Annotated in this window: 17 protein-coding genes, 2 tRNA genes, 1 rRNA gene and 1 riboswitch; of the genes, 1 reads left to right on the forward strand and 19 read right to left on the reverse strand. The window is 47.1% G+C overall.

Annotation, left to right across the window (positions count from 1 at the left end):
* From G632_RS0106135 to G632_RS0106190, 12 genes are all read right to left on the reverse strand, one after another.
* Positions 1-69, reverse strand: a 16S ribosomal RNA gene (locus G632_RS0106135); the annotation flags it as partial.
* Positions 70-234: 165 nt separating this feature from the next.
* Positions 235-323, reverse strand: a tRNA-Ser gene (locus tag G632_RS0106140).
* 55 nt (positions 324-378) lie between these two features.
* Positions 379-464: transfer RNA gene (locus tag G632_RS0106145), tRNA-Ser, on the reverse strand.
* A gap of 184 nt (positions 465-648) precedes the next feature.
* On the reverse strand, positions 649-1,716 hold the full coding sequence (locus G632_RS0106150; protein WP_022768149.1) for a glycosyltransferase family 4 protein: 1,068 nt from the start codon (positions 1,714-1,716) through the stop codon (positions 649-651).
* A gap of 11 nt (positions 1,717-1,727) precedes the next feature.
* On the reverse strand, positions 1,728-2,435 hold the full coding sequence (ispD, locus tag G632_RS0106155; protein ID WP_022768150.1) for a 2-C-methyl-D-erythritol 4-phosphate cytidylyltransferase: 708 nt from the start codon (positions 2,433-2,435) through the stop codon (positions 1,728-1,730).
* Positions 2,432-3,562 carry a tRNA (adenosine(37)-N6)-threonylcarbamoyltransferase complex transferase subunit TsaD gene (gene tsaD / locus G632_RS19000; RefSeq protein ID WP_051154892.1) on the reverse strand — a complete coding sequence of 377 codons (1,131 nt, stop codon included), beginning with the start codon at positions 3,560-3,562 and terminating at the stop codon, positions 2,432-2,434. Before tsaD ends, ispD begins: the two co-directional genes overlap by 4 nt.
* A gap of 46 nt (positions 3,563-3,608) precedes the next feature.
* On the reverse strand, positions 3,609-4,505 hold the full coding sequence (locus G632_RS0106165) for a ChbG/HpnK family deacetylase (protein WP_022768152.1): 897 nt from the start codon (positions 4,503-4,505) through the stop codon (positions 3,609-3,611).
* Positions 4,498-5,088, reverse strand: a complete 591-nt coding sequence (locus tag G632_RS0106170; RefSeq protein ID WP_022768153.1) for a DUF6715 family protein — start codon at positions 5,086-5,088, stop codon at positions 4,498-4,500. The genes G632_RS0106165 and G632_RS0106170 overlap by 8 nt, the downstream gene beginning before the upstream one ends.
* A 12-nt stretch (positions 5,089-5,100) precedes the next feature.
* Positions 5,101-6,021: a ribonuclease Z gene (locus G632_RS0106175; protein ID WP_022768154.1), complete on the reverse strand. Its 921-nt coding sequence runs from the start codon at positions 6,019-6,021 to the stop codon at positions 5,101-5,103.
* Positions 6,021-7,253: a tRNA (adenosine(37)-N6)-threonylcarbamoyltransferase complex dimerization subunit type 1 TsaB gene (gene tsaB / locus G632_RS21695; protein WP_022768155.1), complete on the reverse strand. Its 1,233-nt coding sequence runs from the start codon at positions 7,251-7,253 to the stop codon at positions 6,021-6,023. Before tsaB ends, G632_RS0106175 begins: the two co-directional genes overlap by 1 nt.
* Positions 7,254-7,280: 27 nt before the next feature.
* Positions 7,281-7,718 carry a tRNA (adenosine(37)-N6)-threonylcarbamoyltransferase complex ATPase subunit type 1 TsaE gene (gene tsaE, locus G632_RS0106185; RefSeq protein ID WP_022768156.1) on the reverse strand — a complete coding sequence of 146 codons (438 nt, stop codon included), beginning with the start codon at positions 7,716-7,718 and terminating at the stop codon, positions 7,281-7,283.
* A 108-nt stretch (positions 7,719-7,826) separates the two neighbouring features.
* The gene (locus tag G632_RS0106190) at positions 7,827-8,612 is read right to left on the reverse strand and encodes an ECF transporter S component (protein ID WP_022768157.1); all 786 of its coding nucleotides are present in this window, start codon (positions 8,610-8,612) and stop codon (positions 7,827-7,829) included.
* 110 nt (positions 8,613-8,722) lie between these two features.
* Positions 8,723-8,847, reverse strand: a riboswitch (FMN riboswitch).
* Between the two features lie 99 nt (positions 8,848-8,946).
* On the opposite strand from G632_RS0106190, the gene G632_RS0106195 reads away from it, so the two are divergent.
* Positions 8,947-10,029, forward strand: a complete 1,083-nt coding sequence (locus G632_RS0106195; RefSeq protein ID WP_022768158.1) for an HD-GYP domain-containing protein — start codon at positions 8,947-8,949, stop codon at positions 10,027-10,029.
* A gap of 50 nt (positions 10,030-10,079) precedes the next feature.
* Here the strand turns inward: G632_RS0106195 and G632_RS0106200 are convergent, their stop codons facing one another.
* The 7 genes from G632_RS0106200 to G632_RS0106230 all read right to left on the reverse strand — a co-directional run bounded on the left by G632_RS0106200 (position 10,080) and on the right by G632_RS0106230 (position 18,538).
* A complete protein-coding gene (locus G632_RS0106200; protein WP_022768159.1) occupies positions 10,080-11,369 on the reverse strand; it encodes a UDP-N-acetylglucosamine 1-carboxyvinyltransferase in 1,290 nt (429 codons plus the stop codon).
* Positions 11,370-11,441: 72 nt separating this feature from the next.
* Entirely contained in the window at positions 11,442-13,031 is a 1,590-nt protein-coding gene (locus G632_RS0106205) for a M23 family metallopeptidase (RefSeq protein ID WP_022768160.1), read from the reverse strand.
* The gene (locus G632_RS0106210) at positions 13,032-13,526 is read right to left on the reverse strand and encodes a hypothetical protein (protein ID WP_022768161.1); all 495 of its coding nucleotides are present in this window, start codon (positions 13,524-13,526) and stop codon (positions 13,032-13,034) included. It abuts the gene before it with no gap.
* Positions 13,527-13,819: 293 nt separating this feature from the next.
* Positions 13,820-14,473, reverse strand: coding sequence for a GTP pyrophosphokinase (locus tag G632_RS0106215; protein WP_022768162.1), 654 nt, complete (start codon positions 14,471-14,473; stop codon positions 13,820-13,822).
* A gap of 14 nt (positions 14,474-14,487) precedes the next feature.
* Positions 14,488-15,432, reverse strand: a complete 945-nt coding sequence (locus tag G632_RS0106220) for a glycosyltransferase family 2 protein (RefSeq protein WP_022768163.1) — start codon at positions 15,430-15,432, stop codon at positions 14,488-14,490.
* 85 nt (positions 15,433-15,517) lie between these two features.
* Positions 15,518-16,927 (reverse strand): LCP family protein, encoded by a 1,410-nt coding sequence (locus tag G632_RS0106225; RefSeq protein WP_022768164.1) that lies wholly within the window; start codon positions 16,925-16,927, stop codon positions 15,518-15,520.
* 204 nt (positions 16,928-17,131) lie between these two features.
* Positions 17,132-18,538 carry an undecaprenyl-phosphate glucose phosphotransferase gene (locus tag G632_RS0106230; RefSeq protein WP_022768165.1) on the reverse strand — a complete coding sequence of 469 codons (1,407 nt, stop codon included), beginning with the start codon at positions 18,536-18,538 and terminating at the stop codon, positions 17,132-17,134.
* Positions 18,539-18,573 lie beyond the last annotated feature (35 nt).

An 18,573-nucleotide genomic window follows, 5' to 3' on the forward strand; every position in this document is an offset into this window, starting at 1 on the left:
CCGTTCGACTTGCATGTGTTAGGCACGCCGCCAGCGTTCATCCTGAGCCAGGATCGAACTCTCACGTTAAAATAAGTTCAATTCCAGCCAGAACTAAAACGTTAGCTTTCGTTCTGTCCGTTATTACTTTTGGTTTGTTACTTCTGAATAATTCTCTTGGAATTTTTCAGGGTTGCATTACTGTTTATTTGTCAAGGTGCTATAATTATGACCCTTACTGATTGCGTAAGGCAACGCAGAAGGAGGGATTTGAACCCTCGCGCCGCTATTAACGACCTGCACCCTTTCCAGGGGTGTCTCTTCAACCACTTGAGTACTTCTGCAAAATAGTTGATACACAATAACTTATATTGTTGTAGCAGCGTGTTCATAATTAAGCGGAGCGAAAGGGATTCGAACCCTTGTGGCGTTGCCGCCAAACGGTTTTCAAGACCGCCTCGTTATGACCGCTTCGATATCGCTCCGAGTTAACTTACCACATATATCTCAGATAAGATAACGCTCTGTTTGAGTTGCTGTGGCATCTCGCGCAGCGCAAGATTTATATTAACAAAGCAGGGGGTAGATGTCAACTACATTTTTTAATTTTTTTCTTTTATTTTATAATTTATCAAATTAAAAACGAGCTTTGTGACAAAATAACAAATATCAAATCAGAGAATTGTAGATATTTACTAGTCTTTCCACACTGGCGCTGCTCGAATAATTTTCCTCAACTTTTTTAAAGGCGCTTACTCTAAGTTTATCGGCAAGAGTCTTGTCATTCATAACCTTAAGCACTGCATTTTTCAGCATTTCCGGATCCTTAGGAGGCACAAGCACGCCTGTTTCTCCATCTGTCACCACATCAGGAATGCCCCCAACCTCGCTGGCTACTACAACACAGCCGCCTGCCATAGCCTCAAGGACTGACACCGGGAAGCCTTCATAGTACGAAGGAAGCACGAAGATGCCACATTCGCCCAGGTACTTCTCCTTCTCTTCTCCCGAGATCCATCCCAGGAACTCAACCAGATTGTTACCTTCTATCCTCTTTCTGTAGCTCTCCTCTTCGTAAATTCCACCTATATAAAGCTTTACATCCTTGTTTTCGCGTCCAATCTCCGTAACGGCATCCAGAAGTTCATCAATGCCCTTATCCTTACAAATACGTCCCAGAAAGAGAAGCTTATTCATATCCCTGCAAGACTCCACGCCTTCAGCAAAAGAGATATCTCTTTTAACCGCAACGCAGTTGGGGAAGACTTTGATCTTTCCGGAATCAGTCAAATTAGAGAAATACTCCTTCCAGGAAGGGGTCAGAACCAGCATCACATCTGCCATATCAAGAATAGACTTAAGATACGCTCTTCTCTTATCGCTTATCTGGTTCTCGAAGTAATTCTTGAAATCACCACCATGCTGATGGAGCACGATCTTTTTGTTGCGTCGATAGGCTGCTCTTATAAAGAAAGACTTCCTCATGATGCTGCTGTCTGAGGAGGCGTTAACATGCACAACATCGCACCATGAAAGAGAGCACAAAAACTTAAAGTAAGCAGCGGCAGCTACCAAAAACTTCTTGCCCCTGCTTCCCTCTTTCATTGTTCCTATATATTTGAGGTCGACCTTTTTATCAAGGCCGGCCTCATAGTAGTTGTTAACTATAGCAGCGATTCCGCCGTGGACGCCCCTGTCAGGACCCACCATCAGAACTCTTTTTCTTTCGCTATCCATGTAACCTATCCTTATTTCCTTCCAAGGATTGCCTCTGCTACGGCGATATCCTCTGGTGTAGTGATCTTGATATTATCGTAGGAGCCCTCTACGAGCTTGACCTTTGTGTCTGTGTAATACTCAACAACCATGGCATCGTCGGTGAAGTTGATGCCCTTGGCCATGAGGTCGCCCTCCTCACGATCGAGTCTCTGATAGAGATCCAGTATCATCTTATAAGAGAAACACTGCGGAGTCTGAATAGTCCACATAAGATTTCTGTCCGGGGTTGAAGCTGCAAAGCCCTTTTCGTCAGCGATCTTGATGGTGTCCTTGGCAGGCATACCAACTACGCAGGCCTTGTATTCCTTAACAGCCTGAAGTGCCCTCAGAATAATGTCTCTGTTTATGAAAGGTCTTGCACCATCGTGGATAAAGGCATAGTCGCAATCTGCAGCTGCTGCCTGAAGTCCGAGCCTTACGCTGTGGTATCTTGCAAGTCCGCCTTCAACAACCGCCGTAACCTTATCAAACTTATATTTCTCCACGATTTCTTTTGTCACATAGGAAACGTCGCCTCTTGAGACCACCAGAACGATGTCGTCGATGATGCTCTCCTCAAAAGCCTTGAGAGAATAGTAAATAAGAGGCTTTCCTCCGATCTCCATGTACTGCTTCTTGACATCCGACTGCATTCTGCTGCCGGAGCCTGCTGCCAGAACTACCGCAACTGTCTTCATCTTCGTCCTCCAAAATCCCGCTCAAGCGCATCCAGACGGCTGGCTCTGCCGTGGAAACGTCTCTCGCGATCACCCAGCGGAAGGTTTGGAACTGCGTTCATGTCCAGTCCGAACCTGACGCCTTTTCTGTATTCATAGTATGCTGCTGCACCGATCATTGCCGCATTGTCGGTGCATAAAACAGGACTTGGCCTGTAGAATTCGATATTATTGGCCGCGCACTCTTTTTCCAAAAGCTCGCGAAGTGCAGTGTTGGAAGCAACTCCTCCGGCGATGGCAAGCTTGTTCATGCCGTATTCCTTGCAGGCGCGGATTGCATGTCCGGCGAGGACCTCTACTACTGCCTTCTGGAATGAAGCTGCGATGTCTACCTGGTTGAGCTCCTGTCCCTGCATCTTGGCCTGATTGATGAGGTTTAGTACTGCGGACTTAAGTCCGGAGAAAGAGAAATCGTACTCCGCACCCTCGATCTTGGCCTGAGGGAATACGAAAGCATCGGGATTTCCTTCCCTTGCTGCTTTGTCAATCTTGGGGCCTCCGGGATAGCCAAGGCCGATGGCTCTTGCCACCTTGTCAAAAGCCTCTCCCGCCGCGTCGTCTCTGGTCTGACCGATTATGTCATACTCGCCGTAGTCCTTGACCACTACAAGGTGAGAGTGACCTCCCGATACCACAAGACACACGAAAGGTGGCTCAAGGTCTTTGTTCTCGATGAAGTTTGCGCTGATATGACCCTCTATGTGGTGGACTCCGATAAGTGGCTTGTTTTTGGCAAAAGAGATTGCTTTTGCCGCGGAGACTCCCACCAAAAGAGCACCTACAAGGCCGGGGCCGTAGGTTACTGCTACTGCGTCGATGTCATCAAGCGTAACTCCCGCTTCGTCCAAAGCTGCTCTTATGCAGCCGTTGATCTTCTCGACGTGCTTTCTGGATGCGATCTCCGGAACAACTCCGCCGTAGATGGTATGGAGCGCGATCTGTGATGAAATGATGTTGGAGAGGACTTCGCGTCCGTTTCTGACAACTGCAGCTGCAGTCTCATCGCAGGAGCTCTCAATGGCAAGGATGGTTACATCACCCTCGCTTCCGGTTTCCTGTGCTCTCTCATCATTCTCTTTTATCGACATGAAGATCACGCCGTCGTTTTCTACATTCTTATCTATCTTCATATAATTATCTCTTTAATCCGCCGCCAAATTTAACAAGGGCCTCAGCCTCTTTTTGTCTGTTAACGCTATTTTCATTAAGAAAATCCAGATCATCTTTGCTTGTGATCTGTGAAACCTCGGTAATATCTGTCACGTCTCCGGGATGGAATAATATCTCCATATCCTGAAGCCCCTTATCTGCCATGATGTCTGCTGCCACAGGGATGCACTCTTTTACATTGTCATAGAACATATGGCCCGAGAGCATGACTCCCATGAAAAACTTCCTCTGAACGCCGAGGCTGACGAGCATATCTTCATACTTTCTCTCATTGCGATTTGCAAGGGTGTTCAGCACAAGAACCTTGACTATATTGATGAGCTTTATGCCCTTTATCTTACCGGAGACCTTGCGATAGAGATTAAGGTCTTCCCTTGGGAACCTGATATAGGAAACCTCCAGGTTATGCTCCTTAACAACATCCATGATTGCATCAAAGACCAGTGGGAGCATGTGGTAGTGAACGTGTCCGTCGAGTCTGAATTTGCCGTCGTTCATGTACTCTCTGCAGGAGAGGATCTGCGCTTCCATCTCTCGTCTTATCTGGCGATAGTAGATCCTGCGAAGTACCGGCACGAAGCCTACAAGTAAAAGCTTCCCAAAGCCGATGCTGAAATTCCCGTCTCCGTCGATGAGCTTTGAAGCCTTAGCGCCGGTCAGGGGCTGTCCCTCCACGAGGTTTAAGTGCACGGTTATTGCAATCTTTTTCTTAAAGTCTTTTATTTCATCCATGCACTCAGCAAGGTATGGACTGTTTGGCATGATGCTGATACCATTTAAAGCTCCATTGTGGTAACAGTCGATTATATGACGGCTCTGGGTCCTGAACATCCCATAGTCGTCTGCATGATATTCAATCATCTGATTCTTCCCTCTGTGTCCATCCAAGGATCTTCCAGTTGTTTGTGGTTTGATCCCTTCTCAGGATAAATGTATAGTAATTCGAGTAAGTCGGGGTTGTTGCATTTCTTATGTTAAAGAGGCAGTCACAGCTGCACATCTTGCGACCATCCACCACAACCTCCTCAGGCTCTTTTGTCTGAACGACATATGCAGGGATTGAGTACTGCTGCGCTTTTCTGCTGGTGACCTCGATCCTGATGCTTCCCTCGAAATTCTCGTTGGAAGCAAGAAGCTCATCATCCATAAGTCCCTTAAGCACTGCGATCATGGCATCTCTCTGGTCATCGTCATAGGTCTCTCTGTAAAGAGTCTGCATGATCTTGGCGTAGAGCTCAACGACCTTTCTTGCGCTGGCGGGATAGCTCTTTTCAAGGTTGGTGGTTGTGATCTCGTCCACTACCGTGATGACGTAGTCCTCATCCTTGGCCGGCTGCTTCCTGGTCCTGGTGAGCATCATATAGACACCCAGAACGATCATCGCTCCGAGCACGATCAGAACAATCGATTTAAGTACCGCTGATCCGACACTGCCTTTTTCCATACTTCCTCCTTCTTATTCGGTAAATCTAAGGGTGCAGCTTCGTCCGTCCTTGGCTGCAATGGTATTAGGAAAGATCTTCTTTGTATCCGGCATGAACTCCATGGGATTTACAAGGGATGGGCTGTAGTGGGTAAGCCACATCTCTTTTACCTCGGCGTCCCTGGCCATTTTGGCTGCCTCGTAGAAGGTCATGTGCTTGTATTCCTTGGCCTTCTGGATCTTGTCAGGCTCGCCGTACATTCCCTCGCAGATAAACAAGTCTGACCCGGCAGCGTTTCTTACTATGCTGTCGGTGGGCCTTGAATCCGTACTGTAGGTGAGCTTGATGCCCTTTCTCTCCTCTCCGAGAACCATGTCCGGTGTGTAGGTGATCCCATCATCAGTTGTCACGGTTTCGCCCTTTTGAAGACTGTTCCAGAAGTCTCTGGGAATTCCCTTCTCCTGGGCGGCTTCCACATTGAACTTGCCCTGACGGCGCAGGTTCATGGTATATCCGTAGCAGGTAATATTGTGGTTAACCTTGAAGGCTGTAATCGTGAATTCAGGCATGCCTTCCAAGTCAAAAGACATCTCGTCTCCATTAATCTCTTTGAACTTAATTTCAAAGGGCAGCTCCGGCGCGATTGTGCGAAGGCTGTTTACCACCTTCTCAAGCCCCTTAGGGCCGACCATAAGGAGTGGCTCCGTGCGCTCTGCATTTCCCATGGTCAGCAGCATTCCGGGAAGTCCCGAGATGTGGTCCGCATGGTAATGGGTAAAGCACATTACGTCTATAGGCTTGGCGCTAAGGCCCTTTTTCTTCATGGCAATCTGTGTTCCCTCACCACAGTCGATGAGGATGCACTTGCCGTTATATCTCACAAGAAGTGCTGTGAGAAGTCTGTTGGGGAGTGGCATCATTCCGCCGGTTCCCAGTAGGCATACATCTATCATTAATTCTCTTCTCTCTTCCAATAAATCACTGCGTCGTCCTTGGGATCATCGTAAAATCCCGGGCGAACGCCTTCGCTCTTAAATCCAAGCTTCTCATAAAGTTTTATGGCAGGCGCATTCTGGGCTCTGACTTCCAGCGTATAGTCCTTGATCCCAATGCCCTTGCCTCTTTCAAGGAGCTGCTTGACCATCTTGTAGCCACAGCCTTCTCTGCGGACATCGCCTGAAACCGAGACATTGGTGACTTCACCTTCGCCGGAGATGTTCTGAACTCCGCAGAGTCCCACGATCCTGCCGGCCATCTCTGCAACAAGGTATATGGTGTCGTCTCTTGTCATGGCATCAAGGAGCTGTTTCTGCGTCCAGGCTTCCTTGCCAAGGTTTATCTGTTCAAGCTTCCAGGCATCCTCAACATCCTCGGCGGTCATAGGCCTTATGCGGACTTTGCCCGGTGTGCTGTGGGCTGCTGCCCTCTTCTCTGAAGCTGAAACGGAATCCGATCCCTCTTTTTCCAGAGACTCGCGCTCTGCCTGAGACAGGCGAAGATAATCGGGAGCAAACTCATCGGAGGATACGAACCTGCCGTCTGCAGCGTACTTAAGAGCCAGGGCTGCAAGAGATGCTGCGCTCTGGCGGTTCATATGCAGAGGTGCTACGGTGAAGGGCACCTTAAGGCCCTGTTCAAGCTTGTCATGGTATACGGGAACGCCGTCGCCGAGAAGTACAACGCTCTTGCCGATGCTGTTCAGCTCTGCGATGACATCATCAACGGAAGCAGCGTACTGCTTCTTAATTACACGCATATCAAAGCCTTGCTCAGAGTTCTTCTCCTCAGTTGGGCTTGGTACGAAGGTATATATTCCTGTGTAAACCTGACTGCGCCTTGCATCCATCATAGGACAGATGATCTTCTCGTTGCCGTAGAGGTTGTAGGCAAGACCGTCCACTGTGGGAATAGGGATGATGGGCTTATCAAGAGCCAGCGCCAGTCCCTTGGCTGTGGCAGAGCCTATGCGAAGTCCGGTAAAAGAGCCGGGACCTTTCGCGACAGCTATTGCATCAATTGTACTAAGGTCAAGCCCTATCTTGTCCGTCATGTCTTTTAACATGGGCATCAGAATCTCTGAATGTGTTGTCTTATGTTGTATTGAGAACTGGGCTTTAAGTAAGTCGCCGTCAGTGATGGCAACGGTTGCAACCAGTCCCGAAGTGTCTATTGCTAGTATTTTCATAATCTGTGTTCCTGTTATTAATATGGCTTAGTGCCTTGTCATGGTGATGAGCCTGTAATCAAGGCCCTTCTCAAGGTTCTTTTCAATAACAATCTCTGTGTAGTGCTCGGGAAGCAGCTCCTCTATAAGGTTGGCCCATTCAACAAAGCAGACGCCGTCGCCGTAGAAGTAGTCCTCGTAGCCGATCTCGTCCATCTCACTGATATCGCCGATCCTGTAGACATCGAAGTGATAGAACGGAATCCTACCCTCGTCATAGACCTGAAGTATGGTAAAGGTCGGTGAACTTACAGGTCCAAGGATGCCAAGCCCTGCTGCCACGCCCTGGGTCAGCACGGTCTTGCCAACGCCCAGGTCTCCTATAAGGGTGTAGACCATTCCCGGAGTCGCGCTCTCTCCAATCCTTCTTCCGATCTCGAAGGTCTCTCTAGCACTATTTGTCTCATGTCTGGTTACGATTTCCATAAAAACCCCCGTATGCACAAACTAAACCACTTTTATAATATCACAAAAGAAACGCTGCGGGTAGATTCCGCAGCGCTTCGAGGTATGCGTTATTTGGTTGTATTTGTATTATGCCTCTTCTGCCTTAGCTACTCTCTTGCGAACTGCCATGGGAGTGGTCTTAAGGATAGGGCTGAGCTGCTTGTAAACAAGGAATGTAAGTGCGCTGTCTACTGCACCCTTTAAGAGGTTGAAAGGTGCTACGCAGATTGCACAGAAAGTAAATACGTTGGTTACAAGAGGATTGATGGCTGTTCCGGCCTCAATGAATACGCTGATGTCGCAGCCGTATGCGATTGCGTATGCAGGAAGCAGGAAGAATGCATTTAAGGTTGATCCTACGATCGCGATGCAAAGTGTTCCTGTGATGCAGCTGATAAGGGCAACCTTTCTGGTCTTCTTGAATCTGTAGATGACTGTTGCAGGAATTACGAAAGCTGCTCCAACGCAGAAGTTTGCGATCTCACCTACAAATCCCGGTGTAGGTCCCTGGATAAGGACGTTTAATGTTACCTTGATGAACTCGATCATCACTGCAACCATGGGACCTGCTGCGAATCCGCCGATAAGAGCGGGAATATCGCTGAAGTCAAATTTGTAGAATGGAGGTGCAATGGGAAGCGGGAACTCAAGGAGCATCAGCACGAAGGCAATTGCGGAAAAGACACCTATGATGGCGATCTTTCTTGTGCTGAACATTGCTTCTACGGTTCCGGTCTTTTCAAGCTCCTGCTTTCTTGCGAGCTTCTCGGCCAGGTACGCAATAACAAATGCCACTACGATAAGTAGCAAAAGTGCTGCGAAACGTCCGGGCGCTCCGGTGATGTTTGCGATTGTTTCTTTTAGATTGTTCATTTTTTCTCCTTCTTTCTCATCGGGTGAATTTTTATTTGATTTGAAGGAGAGATAAAGTGGGAATTAATAATGACTTACTTGCACGGCTTCGAGAACCTCAGCTCGTGCTCAACACTCTTCTCTCATCCAGACTATACTGTCGGTCTTGGAATTTCACCAAGTCGGCCACTTGAAGATCAAGCAGTTCGCGGACTATACCGCCGGTTGGGAATTGCACCCTGCCCCGAAGAATTATTTTTTCTAGTAAAATACTATCCCTTGCCGAGTGTACTGTCAAGGATTTATAATAATACATATATCTACGTTTTGACGTATATTCTTTTTGCGAGGGACAATGAAGAGAGTACTCACAAAAAAACTTTTACCCGGAATGATTCTGGCAAGTGATGTGTTTACCTACGATTCCCACACCAAACTCATGGACAAGGGAACCGTACTTAATGACAAAGACATTGCCAGACTTGCATTCTACTCAATAATAGACGTACCTATTGAAGAGGTCCAGCCCAAGGAAGCTGCAGATAACAGCGCCGATGCAGGGCTTACTTATGCTGAGCGTTTAAAGCAGTCAGAGGCCTTCAAGGAGTTCAAGCAGGACTTTGAGCAGTGCGCTAGTAAATTCGAGCACACCATCAGTGATATCCTAAAGGGCAATGAAGATCTTGATATTGATGATATGATGACGCCCATCTACTCGCTGCTGAGCGAGGGCAGAACCACCGCAAACATCTTTGACATGCTCCACAACCTAAGACTTTATGATGATGCCACATATACACACTGCATCAATGTGGCCCTCATCACCAATATAATTGCTCAGTGGCTTAGATGGGATGAGGCAGAGATAGAGTTAGCTACTCAGGCAGGTCTTTTCCATGATATCGGCAAACTCCTGATTCCTGATACGATCATAACCAAGCCCGGTGCTCTGACAGATGATGAGTATAACATGATCAAGACTCATCCCCAGAAGGGATATGAAGCCATGAAGGCGCTGAATATCAGCGCACATGTTAAGAACGCCGCCCTCATGCATCATGAGAGATGCGACGGAACGGGATATCCCTTGAGATTAAAAGGGCCTCAGATCGATAAGTTCGCCAAGGCCGTTGCCATTGCAGATGTATATGATGCCATGACAAGCTCAAGATACTACCGCGGCCCTTTGTGTCCGTTCATCGCGATCTCAATGTTTGAAGAAGAAGGTTTCCAGAGATATGATCCGGAGATGATCATGTGCTTCCTCAACAATATAGTAAACACATATCTTCTCAACACCGTACGCCTTAATACAGGCGAAGTCGGCGAGATCATATTTATAAACAGTTCACACCTCTCAAGGCCTACGATCAAGGTGGGCAATGACTACATTGATCTGTCGAAATGCCCGGGAGTGTATATTCAAGAGATCATCTGAACAAAAAGAAAGCCTGGCATGCTAAGCATGTCAGGCTATTATAATGCGCTTTATGCGTTCTTCAGTTTAAACTTCTGGATATCTCTGTCATCATCTACTTTCTCGATCTGAGCACCAAGGCCTCTTAACTTGACCTCAAAGTCCTCATATCCTCTCTCGATGTACTTGATATCCTCTATTGTTGAGTAGCCTTCTGCTGTGAGGGCTGCGATAACAAGCGCTGCACCTGCCCTAAGGTCAGGAGCTGAAACCGTTGCGCCGGTGTATCTCTCGACACCCTCGATGATGGCTGTGCTACCCTCTACCTTGATGGAAGCTCCCATTCTTGTGAGCTCATCAACATATTTAAAGCGGCTCTCAAAAATACTCTCTGTTACTATACTGATACCACTTGCAAGACCAAGTGCCACGGTGATCTGTGGCTGCATATCTGTGGGATATCCCGGATATGGCAGGGTCTTAACATGTGTGTTCTTAAGTCTCTTGGCAGCCACAACTCTGACCTCGTCGTCAGACTCGTGGATCTGGCATCCCATCTCTACAAGCTTGGCACTGATGGACTCAAGGTGCTTGGGGATGACGTTCTTGACTGTTACATCACCCATGGTTGCTGCTGCAGCCATCATGAAGGTTCCGGCCTCTATCTGATCGGGAATGATCGTATACTCAGTTCCGTGGAGCTTCTCAACTCCCTTGATCCTGATGACATCGGTACCTGCGCCCTTGATATTAGCTCCCATGCTGTTGAGGAAGTTCGCGATATCAACGACGTGTGGCTCCTTGGCTGCGTTCTCGATGATGGTCTTGCCCTCAGCCATTACAGCCGCCATCATGATGTTGATGGTAGCACCTACGCTGACAACATCGAGGTAGATGTGGCTTCCTACAAGCTTATCAGCCTTGGCATAGATGATGTTCTGGATGTTGACCTTGGCTCCAAGAGCAGTAAAGCCCTTGATATGCTGGTCGATAGGACGAAGGCCGATGTGACAGCCACCGGGAAGTGCAACTCCGGCATCCTTATACTTACCAAGAAGAGCACCAAGGAGGTAATAGCCTGCCCTGATCTTCTTGATATAATCATTTTCAATTGTATGGTTTTTGATCTGAGAAGCATTGATCTTCACAGAATGTCTGCCTGTGCGCTCAACAAATGCGCCTATGCTCTCGATAGCCTGAAGCATTGCATTGGTATCGGAGGCGTCCGGCATATTATCTATATAGACAGTCTCATCCGTCATGGTTGCTGCTGCAAGGATTGCCAGTGCAGCGTTCTTGGCTCCGCCGATCTCAACCTCGCCAACCAGCGGATTTCCGCCTTTTATCACGTATTTTTCCATAGGTATCTCTCTTCTTTTTCTTGAACAAATATTAGTTATACCACAATAATGTGTATTTGTAAAACCGATAGTTTAGTTCAAGTAATTAAGCGGGTTAACCTGACTTCCACCCACCAAAATCTCAAAGTGAAGGTGAGGTCCCGTAGATACACCTGTATTACCTGAGAGAGCAATTCTCTGTCCCTGTGAAACCGACTGTCCAACTGAAACCAGGACTTTACTTAAGTGTCCATATCTGGTCTCTCTGCCGTCCGGATGCCTTATGTATACACAGTATCCGTATCCGCTTCCCCAACCGGCTCTTGTAACAACACCGGAAGATGAAGCAACAACAGAAGTTCCGACAGGAGTAGCCCAGTCAACACCCTTGTGATAGGAGCTTGCTCCCTTGGTGGGACGATTTCTTTTACCAAATCCGGAGGTAAGTCTTCCACCGGAAATAGGCTTGATATATGTAGGTGGAACGATGGTTCCTCTCTCAACGATCTTGGGAACAGCCTTGTAGGTGACTTCTTCCTTCTCAATCTCGCGCCCTATCTCGCTGTTATCCATATATGAAACCAGAGCGACAACCTTTCTGTGTCCGGCTGACGGCTCCTGAAGAACCTTGGTCTGGGTTGTGTACCAGCTGTCGTTGTCGACATACTGAACCTCAGCCTCATAGTCCTCTTCGTAGTATTCCTGAATTGTATAGTTAACTGAGAGTTCGGGCTCAGGAACAGTAACGATCAAGTTATCCTGTACCCTTATCATGGTGCGCTCACTCTCGAGCTGTTCGTTCATGTTAACAAGGTCATCGACAGTAAGACCGAACTTCATGGCGATGGTTCCAAGGGTATCGCCGGACTGAACCTCGTAGATCTGGTTGGTCTCTTTGTCCTTGGTAACTTCGTCGATGGCTGTTGCAAGGTCAGTGATCTCGCTGTCGGGAAGATAACTCTCCACGATCTCAACCTTGTCGGCAAAGTCCATGCTCATAAGTCCAAGATCGTAGTCTGAGAAATCCTTGTCATAGGCAAGGGGCTTAGCCTCGTTGACGATCTGTGTGATCTCAGCCTGGAAACCTGCCTGAGGAAGGGAAGTCTCTGCTATCTCTTCTTCCTTCTTAACCTCTTCCTTGCTAAGGACCTGAGGCGTAAGAACGTTAACCTCACGATCTGTATCAAGGATCAGATTAACATCGTAGAGCCCTTCTTCATCATAGTTTGAAAGAGCTGTCGAAAGAAGCTTCATTACATCGTCGGTGCTTGCGAGATTGACTGCAAACTCGTTGATCTTGATGGAATAGGATCTGTTGAGTGTGCTCCTGAGATTCGCCTTAAGGACCGCCGACATCTCTTTTGACATGGAAGAGACAGAGTCTACAGTGCCCCAGAGAACGTTGCTTCCTTCTATGTTAAGGTCTGCCTTGGCAAGAACCAGCTCTCCGTCACTTGATGCGATGGAACGCCTTGCATCTCTGTAGGCCTCGTAAGCCTCCTCTTCAGAGCCTGCTATTCCTACCACTACGTCATTTAATTTTACGGTAAAAATATTGTCGCCGCCCCTTTCAAACTTAACAAAGCTGGGCATAAACAGGATCCAAGCTACGATTATCACCAGTGCTGACTGCAAAAACCATACCTTGATCTTGCGGCGAAATACAGTATTGCTAAAACTCATTTATAAAACACCTAAAATTCTAAGAATATTGAGTACCAGGTCTGCGCCTGCTACTAAGAGAGTGATGATAAGAAGGGGAAGAAGCGCGCTGTTCTTGGTCTCTACTGCTACCTGAACAGACTCTATTTTGTGCTTAACCTCTTTAAACTCATCAAGGCTCTTTTCCTGGCCTTTTTCTACTACGGCCTGGACGTTTCTATATACCTGTACACCTACATCGTGTACCTGGGTTTCGCTTTGTTCCAATCTCTCTGTGAGAGCTGCTACGGTCTTGCCGGTTTCCTGAATGGAATTTCTTGCATCCTCGATGGCTGCCCTGTGCTCCTTTTCATTGGCGCGCAGTTCCTCAAGCTGGAGCTTGAACTGCTCTGCCTCCTGCCTGGTTCTCTCAGCTTCCATAGCTTCTGCCTGTGCATTGGCTCTTATTATGTCCTGTGCACCTATTTTCTCTGCAAGCTTGTCCATAAAGTTCTCCACAATTTTTCCTCCCAACATTTTCGCTTACTCCTCTGATGTAATCATGTAATCCACTGATGTTTTATCCACATAAGCTTATCATTTATTATGCAATATATACAAGAATATAATGATTAAAAGAGATTTATTAGCTACTTTTACTATTTGTTCATGCTCAGTTCATAATTTATTCATAATTTTCCTGTATATTTATACTACAGTCAAGAGCAAGTCATCATGTTAATAACGAAAGATAGATTTTTTCATAATAGGGTAGGCGCAGCGATGTGTCTACCCACTCCTCATTAATGGGGGTTTTTATCCCCCAGGGATTATAATTCCTTCTCTATCGCAAGGATCTCCTCATTCAGAGAGAGCATTCTTGCATCAAGATTAGCCACCATTGTGGCACATTCATGGAGCTCCGAATTGATGTGAGCCGGAGCCTTTCCCTCGAATTTATACTGGATCTTGTGCTCAAGGGATGCCCAGAAGTCCATGGCAACGGTCCTTATCTGGATCTCAACCTTGACGTTTACAATCTTGTCTGAGAGATAGACAGGGAGAGAGACTATCATGTGATAGCTTCTGTATCCGCTGGGCTTGGGGTTCATGATGTAGTCCTTGATGGTATGAACCTGTATATCCTTCTGATTGCTGATCATATCGGCAATCCTGTAAATATCTGATGTAAATGAGCAGATAATACGGATTCCGGCTATATCGTTGACATAGCGCACCATGTTCTCGATGGTGGACTCATAGCCGTTTCTCTTTAATTTCTTGACGATGCTCTCGGGGACCTTGACCCTGTATTTAACGTGCTCGATGGGGTTGTACTTGTGAACCTCCTGGAACTCGTCGTTGAGGATCTCGATCTTGGTCTGCATCTGCTTAAGTGCAGCGTTGTAGAGGAGGTTTACTTCCTCCCATGAATTCATGTCGTCGGATATCTTGACGTCCATTCCTGATAAATCTAATTCCATTTGATAATACCTCGTTAGGTCCTATCGGTAAGCCAATACTCCTTATTAAGAGATAGCTTGGGTAAAAGACCTTTCGGCAGCTTCTTATAGTTTCTGCCAAGCTTGTAGCCGAGCCATCTGCAGCCACACATTACGATGTAATGAGGGATGAGATAAGCCTTGCCGACCTGTCTGAAGTGCCCTATTGTCTCAGATACCATCTTTTTACCCTCAGTTTCTGACCTGATGGAGCCGAAGATCTCAGGATGGTCTGTCTGTGAAACACCGATGTCAAAGTTTCTGTGGAACTGCTGGGCACAGGTGTAGTTGTGGGAATGTATAACTCCTGCCTCAGGCACATAACTTATAGCGTAGCCCTTCTGGCAGATATTTCCTGCATAGACCATATCCTCGTTGAAGATGGTCCTGTGGGTAAATCCCCCTATCTCATCAAACACGGAGCGCCTGTACATGGCACAGACATTGGAACAAAAGTAGGTCTTTATTCCGAGACGCGGAAGGTCTTTCTGTGTCTTTTTCATGGGCTCGTTCGGGTAGTTAAACTTGCGGGAGTAGCGCTCAGCAAGATTACAGTCTGTCTTTGGGTACTGTCTTGCATAGGCTGCTGCCACATCACTGTCCTCAAATGCTTTCACAAGGCTTGAAATAAGCATTTTATCCCTTGGGAAGGCATCCTGTGTCATCATCAGAAAGAACTCCGAATCCGAGTGCTTAACGCCCAAATTTCTGGTCTCTCCGTGATCGAACGAAGCCTTAGTCACATGCTCCACTACTATGTTATCATATTTTTCCTGTGGATTTTCCCTTGATTTTGACAGTAGCTCTTTCCAGTATTTTTCCTCGGTGTTCATGATGATAATCTTTGATGGGCGAAGTGACTGCCTCTCCAGATCATCGATCAGGCGCAAAAGAGCTATATCCGGTTTATAAGTAGGAATAATGATATCTACGGTACTCATTCTTTTCCCTCAAATAGATAAAGAAGAATTAAGGGCCGGGCTCATATGAACCCAGCCCCATAAAATCTGTATTAAAGCATTAAGATCAGCCGATGTACTTGCTTACATCACCCTTGATCTTGTCGCTGTACTTCTGAACATCTGCAGAAGGCTCGTAGTTCTCATCATTGAAGAGGAACTTGTGGAGCCACTTAACGTTGCTCTGAAGGTCAACCGGAAGTACGCAGCTTCCTGCCTTACCCATGGTTCCTGTTGCACGCATCTCCTCGTAAGGGAATCCGTTGTTATCAACAACCCTGTACTTGGCAACGTTCTTGAGCATATCAAGGATCTCAGAGATATCAAGTGATGTGTAAGTCTCTTTGAATGCGTTGTTGGCAACTGTCTCGAGCTGTGAGTAGCTCATACCCTGTGCCTTCTCAAGGCAAGCCATAAGGACTGTTCTCTGTCTCTCTGCACGTCTGAAGTCATCGCCTGCTGTGTATCTGATACGGCAGTAAGCTGTTGCCTGAAGTCCGTTAAGAGTCTGAACTCCTGCGCTGGTCACAGGTGTGTAATTGAGCTTGAGCTCCTGAGCCATTGTGGACTGGTAGTTGTTAAGGTGAGAGATCTCTGCGTCTGTAACATCGATCGTTACTCCGCCAAGGGCGTCAACAACGTCTGTAAGACCTCTGAATCCGATAGTGATGAAGTCGGAAATATCCATATCCAGGTTCATGTTGAGCATTGAAATAGCCTGCTCGGGACCACCCTGAGCGTAAGCTGCGTTACACTTGGTGTAAGTATCGTTACTTAAGTTAAGGTAAGTATCACGGTAAACTGAGCAGAGCTTAACCTCTCCGGTATCATTGTTGATAGATGCAATGATGATGGAGTCGGATCTTGTATTCTTGGTCAGCTGCTCGTCACGGGCATCAACACCAAAGAGTGCGATATTGGTGTATCCCTTCATCTTCTCATCGTTTACAACGGTCTCACTGATACTCTGTGTGATTGCTTCCTCGTTAAGGTTAACCTTACCAACCTTAGTTACGTCAACCTTGAAGAAAAGAGTGTAAGCAACATATACAAGTACGCAGGCAAGGAGCATTTCTGCTACCAGAAGGATTATTGCCTTCTTGTTGTTCTTTTTCTTGCCGTTTCCACCGTTACCGCCTCTTCCGTTACCACCGTTTCCTCTGCCGTTTCCGCCTCTTGAAGATGATGGTCTTGATGAAGAAGGTCTTGAAGATGAACTTCTTGAAGCTGATCCTCTTGATGAAGAAGTTCTGCGTGGATCTCTTGATGATCCTGAAGCTGATCTGCCTGATGCTGATCTTGCTGATCCCTGTGAGCTTCTCCTTGGTCTGTCTTCATAATCGTCGTAGCGATCATCATATCTGTCATCATAGCGATCGTCGTATCTATCATCATAGCGATCGTCGTATCTGTCATCGGTTCTGCGAGATGGTCTGCGACTATCTCTCTCGTAGTATTCGTCGTCTCTGTTTGACATAACACGTCTCCTCGTCCCAACAAAAATTCATGCTAATGCTAATATGGCAAATTAACACCAATATATTCTGCCACAAATGTGTACTATTTACAACCCCAAAAGAAAATGAGAGAGTGGGTGAGTCAGTGGGGACGTTTCAGTTTGACTCATTTTGCCGCGCAAAATGAGTCAAACTGAAACGTCCCCACTGACTCACCCACTCTCTTAATATGCATTTTTATTAACGAAGCCGTGCCTTATGGTTCCAAGCAGTATCTTGAAATCAAAAGCCATGGTCCAGTTTTCGATATAGTAAATATCGTAGTCGATTCTTTTCCTGATAGAAGTATCACCGCGATATCCGTTGATCTGTGCCCATCCGGTAAGGCCGGGGCGAACCTGGTGCTTGACCATGTAGCGGGGAATCTGCTCCTTGAACTTCTCAACGAACTGAGGGCGCTCAGGCCTTGGTCCCACGAGACTCATCTGGCCGATGAAGATGTTGAAGAACTGTGGCATCTCATCGATGCTGGTCTTGCGAAGGAATCCTCCAACTCTGGTAATTCTGGGGTCACCCTTGGTGGTCCAGCCTTTCTTTTCCTCAGCTTCTGTCTGAACCTTCATGGTCCTGAACTTGTACATCATGAAAGGAACGCCGTTCCTGCCGACTCTCTCCTGCTTGTAGATGATGGGTCCCGGGCTCGTTGCCTTGATGGCGATGGCCGAAGCCAGCATGATAGGTGAGAATATGATAATTGCGAAAAGAGATCCCACAATATCCACCGTTCTCTTGGCAAATCTGTTAAAAGAGTTTGTAAGAGGCACATATCTGATGTTGATAACCGGAAGCCCCTGTACATCCTCGGTGTATGGACTGCTGGGGATGAGGGATGTGTAATCCGGAATAAACTTGGTGTGAACGCCGGATTTCTCGCATTCGGCAACCAGTTCCTCCAGGCGATCGTAGTCGTTCAGAGGAAGGGTGATGGTGATCTCATCGAAGCTGTTTTTCTCAAGGAGGTCCGTCAGCTGTTCAATCTTGCCAATGACCTTGATTCCGTGGTAGCTGGTATCAAGGGGAACAAAGTCATCGAGAACGCCCGCGATAACGTAGCCCCACTGCGGATTTTCAAGAATCCTGCTGATGTATGCCTCGGCGGCCCTCGAGTATCCAACCAGAAGAATATGCTTGATATTATAGCCCTTCTTGCGGATGAACTGCAGGAACTTACGCAGCATCCAGTGGGCAATCGTCGTAAGGGTAATATTCAGAGCAAAGAAGATGGCCATCATCCAACGCGAGAAATCGCCCTGCTTTAACAGGTACAGGATAACCGTAAAGCCGATGATGCCCATGATATTGGCCTGGACAATGTCTACGAACTCCTCCCACAGGCGCAGAGCCCTTCTGGAAGTGTAGAGCTGGACCATATAATAAAGAAGAATGTACGCGGGAACCAAAAAATAAAGCGCAGAAAAATAGGTCTCCATCGGAAGTCGTCCGCCGGGCCTTTTATCTGCGAATATAGATTCAAACTTGATATAGTAGGAAAGCACATAGGAACCGGCCACCAAAAGCCCGTCCACGATAACATGTGCCCTATTGAGATGTACCTGATTGTCCTTGATCACAATACTTTTCCATACCTTCCCATAGTTAGGGATAT

Origin of the sequence: Butyrivibrio sp. NC2007, assembly GCF_000421405.1 — a bacterium.
GTDB lineage: Bacteria > Bacillota > Clostridia > Lachnospirales > Lachnospiraceae > Butyrivibrio.